The organism is uncultured Rummeliibacillus sp., from assembly GCF_934216135.1.
In the GTDB taxonomy this organism is placed as follows: Bacteria; Bacillota; Bacilli; order Bacillales_A; family Planococcaceae; genus Rummeliibacillus.
Genome location: NZ_CAKQBI010000014.1, coordinates 1 through 12,310, shown reverse-complemented (window position 1 = coordinate 12,310; position 12,310 = coordinate 1). Strand labels below are relative to the sequence as shown.

At 34.6% G+C, this 12,310-nt stretch carries 13 protein-coding genes; 7 read left to right on the top strand and 6 right to left on the bottom strand.

From position 1 onward, the window contains the following. Positions 1–9: 9 nt before the first annotated feature. Positions 10–213: a hypothetical protein gene (locus Q0977_RS10610; protein WP_124217958.1), complete on the top strand. Its 204-nt coding sequence runs from the start codon at positions 10–12 to the stop codon at positions 211–213. 172 nt (positions 214–385) lie between these two features. On the opposite strand, the gene Q0977_RS10605 is transcribed toward Q0977_RS10610, so the two are convergent. Continuing rightward, a complete protein-coding gene (locus Q0977_RS10605) occupies positions 386–1,567 on the bottom strand; it encodes a MalY/PatB family protein (protein ID WP_299513541.1) in 1,182 nt (393 codons plus the stop codon). 81 nt (positions 1,568–1,648) lie between these two features. Between Q0977_RS10605 and Q0977_RS10600 the strand changes: the two genes are divergently transcribed. Further along, positions 1,649–1,909, top strand: coding sequence for a DUF1871 family protein (locus tag Q0977_RS10600; protein ID WP_119416884.1), 261 nt, complete (start codon positions 1,649–1,651; stop codon positions 1,907–1,909). A 172-nt stretch (positions 1,910–2,081) separates the two neighbouring features. Here Q0977_RS10600 and Q0977_RS10595 read toward each other — a convergent pair whose 3' ends face one another. Next, entirely contained in the window at positions 2,082–2,321 is a 240-nt protein-coding gene (locus Q0977_RS10595; RefSeq protein ID WP_367269470.1) for a helix-turn-helix domain-containing protein, read from the bottom strand. Between the two features lie 344 nt (positions 2,322–2,665). Between Q0977_RS10595 and yugI the strand changes: the two genes are divergently transcribed. After that, a complete protein-coding gene (gene yugI / locus Q0977_RS10590; RefSeq protein ID WP_119416885.1) occupies positions 2,666–3,043 on the top strand; it encodes a S1 domain-containing post-transcriptional regulator GSP13 in 378 nt (125 codons plus the stop codon). A 44-nt stretch (positions 3,044–3,087) separates the two neighbouring features. Here the strand turns inward: yugI and Q0977_RS10585 are convergent, their stop codons facing one another. After that, positions 3,088–4,395 carry a sigma 54-interacting transcriptional regulator gene (locus tag Q0977_RS10585; RefSeq protein ID WP_299513535.1) on the bottom strand — a complete coding sequence of 436 codons (1,308 nt, stop codon included), beginning with the start codon at positions 4,393–4,395 and terminating at the stop codon, positions 3,088–3,090. Positions 4,396–4,532: 137 nt separating this feature from the next. On the opposite strand from Q0977_RS10585, the gene pruA reads away from it, so the two are divergent. The 3 genes from pruA to Q0977_RS10570 all read left to right on the top strand — a co-directional run bounded on the left by pruA (position 4,533) and on the right by Q0977_RS10570 (position 8,726). Continuing rightward, complete coding sequence (pruA, locus tag Q0977_RS10580) at positions 4,533–6,077, top strand: L-glutamate gamma-semialdehyde dehydrogenase (RefSeq protein WP_119416887.1); 1,545 nt, start codon at positions 4,533–4,535, stop codon at positions 6,075–6,077. A gap of 111 nt (positions 6,078–6,188) precedes the next feature. Next, positions 6,189–7,382, top strand: coding sequence for an ornithine--oxo-acid transaminase (locus tag Q0977_RS10575; RefSeq protein WP_119416894.1), 1,194 nt, complete (start codon positions 6,189–6,191; stop codon positions 7,380–7,382). Positions 7,383–7,481: 99 nt separating this feature from the next. After that, entirely contained in the window at positions 7,482–8,726 is a 1,245-nt protein-coding gene (locus Q0977_RS10570; protein WP_119416888.1) for a Glu/Leu/Phe/Val dehydrogenase, read from the top strand. Between the two features lie 156 nt (positions 8,727–8,882). Here the strand turns inward: Q0977_RS10570 and Q0977_RS10565 are convergent, their stop codons facing one another. From Q0977_RS10565 to Q0977_RS10555, 3 genes are all read right to left on the bottom strand, one after another. Further along, a complete protein-coding gene (locus Q0977_RS10565; protein ID WP_299513531.1) occupies positions 8,883–9,128 on the bottom strand; it encodes a DUF378 domain-containing protein in 246 nt (81 codons plus the stop codon). Positions 9,129–9,249: 121 nt separating this feature from the next. After that, positions 9,250–10,230, bottom strand: coding sequence for a cation diffusion facilitator family transporter (locus Q0977_RS10560; protein WP_119416890.1), 981 nt, complete (start codon positions 10,228–10,230; stop codon positions 9,250–9,252). Positions 10,231–10,241: 11 nt separating this feature from the next. Then, the gene (locus Q0977_RS10555; protein ID WP_119416891.1) at positions 10,242–10,967 is read right to left on the bottom strand and encodes an MgtC/SapB family protein; all 726 of its coding nucleotides are present in this window, start codon (positions 10,965–10,967) and stop codon (positions 10,242–10,244) included. 130 nt (positions 10,968–11,097) lie between these two features. Between Q0977_RS10555 and Q0977_RS10550 the strand changes: the two genes are divergently transcribed. Then, complete coding sequence (locus Q0977_RS10550) at positions 11,098–11,997, top strand: DMT family transporter (RefSeq protein ID WP_299513700.1); 900 nt, start codon at positions 11,098–11,100, stop codon at positions 11,995–11,997. Positions 11,998–12,310: the final 313 nt, after the last annotated feature.

Sequence of the window (12,310 nt, the reverse complement as noted above, 5' to 3'; positions counted from 1 at the left end):
GTATGAATTATGAATCTTTGGATTTTAAATGAATTCTTATACTTTCCGGACAATAAAGCAGAATATATTCCTGCAGTACTAGAAATGGCAATTATTCTTATTTTATGTATTCTTGTTTTTAATTTTTTTAGAAAGAAAGCAAAAAGAGATTTAGAAAAAACAAGAGAAATTGAAGAAAAAATCTTTAAAGAAAAAAATTCTTCTCATAAGTGAATCTATTCCATCGATCTAATTCTGTTTAGAATATTTTCTTCCATTAACATTTAAAAAAACTAAAATGAAAAGCCATGAGATTTTACAATCAGTAAAATTTTCATGGCTTTGTTTTTTCTCTACTTGTAGCAGATGATGTTCGGCTTAAACAATTTTTTAAAGTCACATTCTACTATGCTTTGAACGATTTTATAAAACGACTTATTCCATCTTCTACGATTGAACGGGCACATCCAACGTTCATACGTAAAAATCCCTTGCCTTGTTCACCATATTTGGTGCCGGGCTCAAGTGCTAATTTCCCGATTGTAAGTAATCGATTCATCGCTTCTTCTTCCGTTAGACCAGTATTTCGATAGTCTATCCACAATAAATATGTCGCTTGTGGCTTTTGAATTTTAATGCCTGGAATTGCTGCGGTTAAACTTTGAATGACTAAATCCATATTCGATGAGATATATTCCAAAAGTTGATCTAGCCATTGTTCACCTTCATCTGAATAGACAGCTTCTACTGCAGTTGCTGCAAAGATTGACAATCCCATTCTTGCATGTTTAGCTGCATTTTTTTTCAATTGTAGCCTTTTTTGTTGATCTGGAACAATTATCATAGCAGCCTGAATTCCCGCAATATTAAATGTCTTAGTAGGAGCGCAACAAGTAATGATGTGATTTTGCAATTCTCCTGCAACTTTTGCAAGGGGGGTATGTTTTTGACCATCAAGCATTAAATCTGCATGGATTTCATCAGATAAAATAAGGACATCATTTTTGACACAGATTTGGATTATTTTTTTTAGAGTATGTTCTGACCACTCAATGCCACCAGGATTGTGAGGATGGCATAAGATGAATAGTTTTACATCTGCCTCTTGTGTGATTTTCTCAAATTTTTCAAAATCAAAAGAATATTCCCCCTCTTTTTCTAGCAAAGGACATTCTTTTACAATACGATTTAACCTTTTAGGCACCGTGAAGAAAGGAGGGTAAATAGGTGGTGTTACTAGAATAGCATCACTTTCCATAGTAAAGGTTTCAATGATGGAAGCAATTGCTGGTACGACTCCTTCATGATATAAAACCCATTTTGGTTCTACATGCAGATTATGACGCTTTTCCATCCAATTAGTGAATGCATTTGTACAAGATTTACTTTCAAAGGAGTAGCCAAATACAGGATGATCTAATCGTTTTTTAAGCGCATTAATAAGTACTGGTGGAGCGGCAAAGTCCATATCCGCAACCCACATGGGGAGTACATTAGTTGCATCTTCTAGGTGGAAAACAGTCGAAATTTTATCCCATTTAATAGAATTTGTCTTTAATCTATTTTCTACATGATCAAAATTATTCAATCGAATCCCTCTTTTCTTTTTTATCTTTTTCAATTATGTTATCATAACGAATATAATAGGAAAGCAAATAAGGTGAATTCGATGGAAAATATTGAGATGAATAGAAATGCCATACGCACTTTAGAAAATTGGAATCCTTTTAATTTAACTGATTTTAGTTATGATACAGAAGCGGCAGACGTAGTAGCAGCGTTACAGTATATAGATGATCCTTCAGAATTGGGTAAATTCATACAAAATATATATGAACAATCTTTTGATCAATGGATACCTATTGAAAAATGCATAGATATATCTTATAAATTATTAGCTATCAAGTTCGAAGCTAAATGCATATTGTAATATAAATAATTTTTATAGAATATTTTGCGTATTTAGAATTGTCTTTATTTCTGTATCAAACTATCAAATTAAATAAAAGAAGCGATAGGCATCTTCAGTTCGTACCAAGGTGCTTATCGCCGAGATATTATATTAGGGTAATATGAAATTTAATAGAAACATCAATACATAGTTAGACTATATCGTGATGATTACCTGCCTTTTTTGGAATTCCATCTATTAAATTTGAAACTGGCACTTCAAGGGCATTTGAAAGCTTTAATAATGTTTGTTCTGAAGGTATATCTTCGCCTGTTTCGTAGCGGGCCAGTTTTTCTACCCCTACACGAGCTTTTAATGATAACTCATCTAAAGTAAGATTACGCTCTTTTCGTAGCATCTTTAGTTGAGTCTGAAGATTCTCTTTCATCATAATAAAGCACCCCTTTAATTTAATGATTAATGTATTTTCATACATAAGAAGCACGGTACACCGCTTTAAAATAAGTAGTATTGTGAAGTACATTATATCATGTTTTAGAACAGAAAAATTAAGTACTAGTGACAAAAATTAGAATATTTTTATTATTTTACTTATAAACGATTTGTTGTTGAGGTGAATGCTTGATTAAATTTTTAAAATTTTCTAATTATTTATAGAGCTATTTCTGTTATTCATTATATTTTATATTCCGGAATTTTTGCCCGTAGTATGGGACTATGCTATAATTACCGTGAAAACACGTATATAGTAGCAATGGAAAGTAGGAAGGGCAAATGGTAAAAAAATTCGAAGTAGGAGATGTCCTTACTGGAAAAGTAACTGGTATCCAGCCATATGGCGCGTTTGTTGCATTAGATGAGAACATTCAAGGTCTAGTGCATATTTCTGAAATTACGTATGGTTTTGTAAAGAACATCACTGATTTTATGAAGATTGGCGATGAAGTTCAAGTGAAGGTGCTTGAAGTAGATGAAGACGCTAAAAAAATAAGTTTATCAATTCGTGCTTTACAAGAACGCCCGCCAATGAAAAGAAAAGATTTACCACCTCGAAAATCCCTGCAAGATCGTGTAGATGAAAAAGATTCTGTTGGATTTAATTCTTTGAAAATCAAGTTGCGCGATTGGATTGAAGAATCAGGTATTAAGTAAAAACAAAAGCTATTTCGCAAATCTGAGCGAAATAGCTTTTGTTTTTATTTTCTTATTTTTCTAATCCGATATTGTAAGTTTTGTCGGCTCATGCCAAGTGCTTCTGCAGCCTTTGTGACGTTATGATTGTACTTATCAAGAACTTTATTTAAATAATATTCTTCTGCTTCTCTTAAATAGTCATCGAGTGGCAACAGTTCCTTATGACTCTGAAAAACAAAATCTTCAGGGCTTTTTGTAGAAGATTTATATGATTGCATTTTCCATTTAAAATGTATTGGTAATAGTTCATATGTTATTTGTTCTTCATTTGTCACCATAGACATAATATCATCCAGTAAAATTTCTAATTCCTTTAAATTTCCTGGCCATTCATAATTCATAAATAATTGCTTAACTTCCTTTGATAATCCCTCTAATCTTATCCCAAAACGATGTGCATATCGTGTTAAATAATCATCTATAAATGGCTGTATATCTTCTTTCCGATTGCGAAGTGGTGGAACATTTATTGAAACAGAAGCGAAGAAATAGTATAGCTCTTTCAATAATTCTCCAGAGGCTATTAAGTCAATTGGATCTCCGCCGATACTTGCGATAAAAAGATGTGAACTTTGTCGATGTTCTTCCAGTAATGCTAGACAATCTTTTTGCAGTTCAAGTGACAAATACTCTATTCTTTCACAAAAGATTGTACTGTTGTCATTTACATTCAATTGTCCTTTTAATCGTTCAATGATAGCTTTATCTGAGCGATGGCAAAAGAATGTCTTAAAGTTTTCAGTATTGGAAGTTGTAAAGTAATGCATAGCCTCTGCGATTAAATCTTTTCCAGTACCGGATTCACCTATTAGTAGTACAGGTAGTCTAGTAGTTGCAGCCTTTTTTGCTGTTTCGATTACTTCTTGCATTGCTTCGGAAACTGCAGTGATTACATTAAATGTAATAGGTTCTCCATAGCGTCTAAGAGGTTGGTATAAAAGTTTTTCTAATGTAGTAATATCACGCGCTATTTCTACCGCACCAATTAGTTGATAGTCTTTTATTATGGGATAAGTGTCATTAATCGTTGTAATCTCTTGTCCATTATGATTCCAATAGGTTTGTTTAATATTGAAAATTGGTTTCATTGTTTGCAATACTTTCAGTAAAGTACTGTCTTCCTTTTCAAATTGAAAAATTTCCAAAATTGAACGATCTCGAATATCTGTTAGATGAAGTCCTTCGATTTCCTTCATTTTTTTATTGTAAATAATGGTTTTACCCATTGTATCGATAGCATGTATTCCAACAGATGCATGTTCAGTAGCAAATTTGTAAAAGGTCAATAATTCCTCTTTGTTTTTATCCATTTTATCACCTGAAAAAATTTAGATTATTTTGATAAATATTACTTGAAAAACGCAATAATATTTTGCATTATTATAAGTGTAAACTACAAAGTAATGCAAATATTTTTTGCACCTTTATTCACAAAGGAGGATATGAAATGATTCCGTACACAACAGAACCATTAACTGATTTTTCCGTTGAGGAAAATCGACAAGCGTACCAAGAGGCATTAAAAAAAGTACAAAGTGAGCTTGGTAAAGACTATCCTTTAATCATCGGTGGGGAACGCATAACAACAGAGGATAAAATTGTATCTTATAATCCTGCAAAGAAAAATCAGGTTGTAGGAAACGTGTCGAAAGCAAACCAGGAGCTTGCTGAAAAAGCCATGAAGGTGGCTGATGAGGCATTTAAAACATGGAGTAAAGTAGAACCAGAAGTACGTGCAGATATTCTTTTCAAAGCAGCTGCTATTACGAAACGTCGACGTCATGAAATGTCAGCGTGGATGACAATTGAAGCTGGAAAACCATGGACTGAAGCAGACGCAGATACAGCAGAAGCTATTGATTTTATGGAATACTATGGTCGTCAAATGCTGGAACTTAAAGATGGGAAACCAGTTCAAAGTCGTCCTGGTGAATATAATAAGTATAGATATATACCATTAGGGGTAGGCGTAGTTATTTCACCTTGGAATTTTCCTTTTGCAATTATGGCTGGTACGACTGTAGCAGCTTTGGTAACGGGAAATACGGTTTTATTGAAACCGGCATCTACAACACCAATTATTGCGTATAAATTTATGAAAATTCTCGAAGAAGCAGGGTTACCGACGGGGGTTGTAAACTACATACCAGGTTCCGGTTCGGAAGTGGGGGATTATTTAGTAGACCATCCTCGTACACGTTTTATCAGTTTTACAGGATCGCGGGATGTAGGTCTTCGTATTAACGAACGTGCAGCTGTTCAAAACAAAGGGCAACTATGGATAAAACGAGTAATTGCTGAAATGGGTGGAAAAGATACGATTGTTGTAGATAAAGAGGCAGATCTTGAATTAGCTGCTCAATCTATTGTTAAATCTGCTTTTGGCTTTAGTGGTCAAAAATGTTCAGCATGTTCCCGTGCAGTAATTGTAGAGGATGTTTATGATCAGGTTGTTGAGCGTGTAGTCGAATTGACAAATGCATTAAAAGTTGGAGACCCAACAGATTATAATCACTTCATGGCAACAGTCATTGATGAGGCTGCATATAAAAAGGTAACGAGCTACTTTGAAGTTGCCAATGAGGAAGGGCGTATTGTAGCAGGGGGGACTGCTGATGATTCAGTGGGCTACTTCGTCAATCCAACTGTAGTGATAGATGTTGCACCTAATGCAAGGTTGATGCAAGAGGAGATTTTTGGACCAATTGTAGCCATTTCTAAAGTAAAAGATTTCGATGAAGCAATTGAAGTTGCAAATAATACAGAGTACGGTTTAACAGGTGCTGTAATTTCCACAAATCGTAATCATATTGAGAAAGCACGTGAGGAATTCTTTGTTGGAAATCTTTATATTAATAGAGGTTGCACAGGGGCCATTGTAGGGTATCAACCATTTGGTGGTTACAATATGTCGGGGACTTGCTCAAAAGCAGGTGGACCAGATTTCTTAACTTTACACATGCAGGCTAAATCAGTATCGGAAACACTTTAATAGACTAGCATTTTAATTAGCGGGCAACTAGATTCTTATTTTGCCTGCTTTAATATAGAAGATTATGAATGTAATAGTTTGTCACTGCATAAGGGGGGATATGAAATGACAATCACTAGTTCAGAAAAAATTATTGATCAGACAAATAAGTATGGTGCCAAAAACTATTTACCACTTCCGATTGTTATATCTGAAGCAGAAGGGGTTTGGGTAAAAGATCCACAAGGTCATAAATATATGGATATGTTAGCGGCTTATTCAGCCGTTAACCAAGGCCATCGTCATCCGAAAATTATTCAAGCATTAAAGGAGCAAGCAGATCGAGTAACATTAACTTCTAGAGCTTTTCATAACGATCAACTTGGTCCGTGGTACGAATTAGTAAGTGAATTTACTGGTAAAGATATGGTGCTCCCTATGAATACCGGAGCAGAAGCTGTTGAAACAGCATTTAAAGCAGCACGTCGTTGGGCATATGATATTAAAGGAGTAGAAGAGGATAAGGCAGAAATAATCGCATGTAATGGGAACTTCCATGGCAGAACTATGTTAGCGGTATCATTAACGTCTGATCCAGAATATCGTCGTGGTTTTGGCCCGCTACTACCGGGGATTAAACTTGTCGACTTTGGCGATTTAGAAGCATTAAGAGCAGCAATTACACCAAATACAGCAGCCTTTCTTGTTGAACCAATTCAAGGGGAAGCGGGTATCATTATTCCACCTGCTGGATACCTAAAAGCGGCCTATGAGCTTTGTAAAGAACATAATGTATTATTTATTGCTGATGAAATTCAAGTGGGTCTTGGTAGAACTGGTAAAATGTTTGCATGTGAATGGGAAGATGTAAATCCTGATATGTACATTTTAGGTAAAGCGTTAGGTGGAGGTGTATTCCCAATTTCTTGTGTTGTATCAAGTGCAGAAATTTTGGGGGTATTTAATCCGGGATCACATGGTTCAACATTTGGTGGAAACCCTATGGCCTGTGCGGTTTCTATTGCTGCATTAAATGTTTTGCGTGATGAAAAACTTGCAGAGCGCTCACTAGAACTAGGACAATATTTTGTTGAAGAGTTAAAGAAAATTGATAATGATGTGATTAAGGAAGTTAGAGGGCGAGGCTTATTTATAGGGATGGAACTTAATACAGAAGCACGTCCATATTGCGAAAAATTAATGGATTATGGCTTGTTATGTAAAGAAACTCACGATACAGTTATTCGCTTTGCTCCACCATTAGTCATTGAAAAAAAAGAGTTGGAATGGGCCTTAGATAAAATACGTGAAGTATTTAAAAAATAATTATAAATAGTCAACATAGCTTTAGAACTATGTTACAATGAAGCCAAACTAATTGCTATTTACGACAATAATTAAGAATAAAAGAGGCGAAAAAATCAAATGGCAGAAAATCTAAACCTGTTTACATCTACACAGTTTGTTATAAAAGAAGCTCTTCAAAAACTTGGTTATGATGAAGCTATGTATGAACTTTTAAAAGAGCCACTTCGAATGTTAGAAGTTCGAATCCCAGTGAAAATGGACGATGGTTCTGTGAAAGTATTTACAGGTTATCGTGCACAACATAATGATGCTGTGGGTCCTACTAAAGGTGGCGTTCGCTTTCACCCTCAAGTTACTGTGGATGAAGTAAAAGCTTTATCTATGTGGATGACTTTAAAAGCAGGTATCGTTGATCTACCTTATGGTGGTGGTAAAGGCGGTGTCATTTGTGATCCACGTCAAATGTCCATGGGAGAAGTAGAACGATTAAGTAGGGGTTATGTTCGTGCTACAAGTCAAATTGTTGGTCCGACAAAAGACATTCCTGCTCCTGATGTATTTACGAACTCTCAAATTATGGCTTGGATGATGGATGAATATAGTAGAATTGATGAATTCAATTCACCTGGTTTTATCACAGGAAAACCAATTGTGTTGGGAGGTTCGCAAGGCCGTGATCGTGCGACAGCACAAGGGGTTACAATTATTATTGAAGAAGCAGCAAAACATCGTAATATTGATATCAAAGGTGCACGCGTTGTAATTCAAGGGTTTGGAAATGCAGGTAGCTTTTTAGCTAAATTTATGAATGATTTGGGTGCAAAAGTCATTGGTATTTCTGATGCATATGGTGCTCTATATGATCCAGATGGACTGGATATTGACTACCTACTAGACCGTCGTGATAGTTTTGGTACTGTGTCTACTTTGTTTGAAAATACAATTTCTAACCAAGAGTTACTTGAATTAGACTGTGATATTCTTGTACCAGCTGCAATCGAAAATCAAATTACAGCGGAAAATGCGCATAATATTCAAGCTAAAATTGTAGTAGAAGCTGCAAACGGTCCAACTACAACTGAAGCAACTAAAATTCTAAATGATCGTGGTATTTTGTTGGTTCCAGATGTATTAGCAAGTGCTGGTGGGGTGACAGTATCTTACTTTGAATGGGTACAAAATAACCAAGGATACTATTGGTCTGAAGATGAAGTTAACGTAAAATTGAAGAAGAAAATGGTTGAGGCATTTGAAAATGTTTATAATATAGCATCTACTCGTCGTATCGATATGCGCCTAGCGGCATATATGGTAGGAGTTCGCAAAACTGCAGAAGCCTCAAGATTTAGAGGTTGGGTCTAATAGTAAAATTGTAAAGGGCCGGAGAACAGAAAGTGTTCTTCGGCCTTTTTTGAATGGTTATTAATACGTTAAGTAAAGAGGATATAATAGGAGAATTCTAAAACCTATTAATCCGATTAACCGTGAATAGGGATAGAGAAACTGCATTGCTATGCTTTATACACTTTTTAATGGACGAACATTATCTTTTACAACGCGGTGTGTTCTGTTTGGCATAAATAATGCACCTAAACTCAATAGACCACCAATAGCTATTATTGTATAAATTGCACGTGCTGCAAAGCTAGCCTGTCCGTCTCTAAAAAGAGTTGCAACAACATCAAATTGGAATATTCCAATAAGCCCCCAATTAAGTGCGCCAATAATAGTGAGGAAGAGAGCAATCCTTTGTAAACCGTTCATTAAATCACCTCCATAACTATTTTGTGGTATTTATCTAAAAATCATTCAATTGCAGAAAATAAAAATGCGAAGAGTTATTAAAATACTCTTCGCATAAGAATTGTTTGAAAAGGGATTAAGTTTAATTTAGCTCTTCGGGTCTGTCACTTATATGTTTCCATTCTTGAATGCCATTATCTTCGTCAAATGAGATATGAACAGTTGAAACATTTTTTTGTGAAAGTATTATTTCTACTAGGTGATCCCGGATATCGTCTACGTAAGCAAAACTTAAAGTAGATTCAACTTCTGCGATTAATTCGACATGAAGAAATTCGCCTTCTTTAAGGACGACCAATTTTTTTATATCATGGATATTCGGATCATCTAATACTAAATGAGCGATGTGGTTAAGCATTTCTTCGTCTGTTTCGCCAATTACACCACGTGCGTTTTCTAAAAATACTACGCCTACTACATAGAACATCATTATACCGATTATAATTGATGCAATACCTTCAGCTTGTAAAAAGCCTGTAAAATGAGAAATGATTACGGCTAAGAATGCAAGAACACCGCCAGATGTAGCCACTAAATCTTCCATAAATACTAATTTGGTAGCAGGTTTTGCACTACTTAAATGAGTAAATGCTTTTGGAATAGCTGATATGGCATTAACTTTTATCCCGGCATCATGGGCAATTTCTTTTGATGCTTTCATTAAAACGGATCCTTCCATGATAATGCCAATTCCTAATACTAATAAACTAATCCACATTTTAGATGATTCAGCTGGATGTTGAATTTGATGCCAACCTTCTAAAACTGTTTCGTAAGATAATATCCCAACTATTAATACAGCTCCTAAGCAAACTAAATTCACTACACGGCCAAAACCTTTTGGAAACTGACGTGTTGGAGCTTTTTTTGATAATGCAGAACCGATGTATACGAAGAATTGGTTTGCTGAATCTCCAAGTGAATGCATCATTTCTGCGAACATTGCGACATTTCCAGTAAAGAAATAAGCAACCGCTTTTATAAGTCCTAAAAATAGATTAACAAATGCTGCGAGTAGGGAAGGTTTATTCCCATGCTTTAAAAGTTTCCAAATATCTTTCATCGTCTAACCCCTTAAGATAAAATTTCTATTTCTATTTCTTCTGTATAAGGAAGTTTTTTTATTTCATTGTATAAAGAGATGGTATCAAGATTTGTTGACAATGTTGAAAATTTTAAATTGATTTGGTGTTGTATTTCATTGTTTGATAATCGGACATCCTTTATACGAATATTATCCACTTCCATATTATTGTTATTTAGATATTTTAATATACTTTGAATATCGTTTGCGTCTTTTAAATAGAGAAGGAGAGCGACATCCTTTGTACGTATTCGCTTTGGTCCAATTATAAAGAAAAGAGGAGCAATAATTTCTACGCCAATGAGAACTAGTACAACAGCAGTAATTGCTTGCAGGTAAAAACCTGCTCCGACAGCGATTCCTATAGCAGCTGATCCCCATATCATTGCAGCAGTTGTTAAACCGCTTATACTATCGTTTCCTTTTCTAAGAATAACACCTGCACCTAGGAAACCAATTCCGCTAACAATTTGAGCTGCTAATCGAAGCGGGTCCATTGAAATAGTAATGCCTGTAACGGGTTTTGTGTTTAAAACAGATTCTATAGATATTATTGTTAAAAGGCAACTAAAAGTGGCGATAACAAGACTAGTTTTTAAACCAACAGGCTTTCTTTTTAATTCTCTTTCAATGCCAATCCCTAAACTTAAGGTAGCTGCAATAATCAGTTTTAAAATCGTTTCATATGTAAGTGAATTTTCGACCAGTGAATTCAATTAATTATTTCCTCCTTTCAATATTCATCTTGCTTTAAAATATTTATAGCTTAAAATGATAGGCAGGATATACTCTTAATTGTATAACTCGAATGGCGAAAAACGCTATATGTTTTTGGGGGTGATTTAGATAGACAAGCCAAAAGTTCACCCGTTAATCGCAATTTTAATAGGTGTGTTTTCTGTATCAACATCTGCAATATTAGTAAAACTAGCTGATGCAGACTCCGGTGTAATCGCCTTTTACAGAATGTTATTTTCAGTGCTCATAATGGCTCCAGCTTTTTTAACCCATTATAAAAATGAAGTTTTAAATATTCAGAAGCGAGATTGGCTTTTTTCAATTATTGCGGGGGTGTTTTTAGCCTTTCATTTTATATTATGGTTTGAATCTTTACACTATACATCTATAGCTAGTTCGACAGTCCTTGTCACTTTACAACCGTTATTCGCTATAGGAGGTACATATTTTTTCTTTAAAGAACCAATAGTGTTCAAGACGATTATCTCAGGATTAATCGCAATAGCAGGTAGTGTGTTGATTAGTTGGGGAGATTTTAAAGTTGGCGGCTTGGCGTTTTATGGAGATATGTTGGCGTTAATAGCTTGTGCGTTAGTAACTGGCTATATGTTATTTGGCCAAGATGTTAGAAAAAGGGTTTCACTCACTACTTATACAATCATTGTATATAGTACGAGTACCTTTACTTTATTCTTTTATGTTCTTTTTAAAGGGGAATCATTTGGTCCTTATCCAACAATGGATTGGATTTGGTTTATTTTATTAGCAATTGTGCCAAACTTACTTGGACATAATCTCTTTAATTGGGCTATAAAATGGGTTTCAGCAAATGTCATTTCAATCGCTATTTTATTTGAACCAGTAGGTGCATCGATTCTTGCATACTTCATTTTCAATGAATATTTAGTAGCCACTCAAGTTTTTGGCGGTATAATTGTCATTGTTGGTATAACTCTATTTGTAATTGATGAATCTAAAATCAAAAAATTATTTCAAAAAAACTATTGATTTATGCATAAAGATGAGGTATATTAATACATGTCGTTAAGACATGAAAGAAAATTAAATATCTCATCTTTTTATCTTGAAAAAACTTTTTCAAAAAAGTAATTGACAATAAGATGTTAAAATGATAAGATGTTTAAGTCGTCGAAACAACGACAAGATATGAACCTTGAAAACTGAACAAGCAAGATGTTAATCAATAAACTTTGTTTTTAACTTTTGTTAAAAATGAGGACAAACAATAGATATCATCATATGATGATACGCTAGCAAAGCTAATGAGCTTTCAAACTTTACTTTTATGGAGAGTTTGATC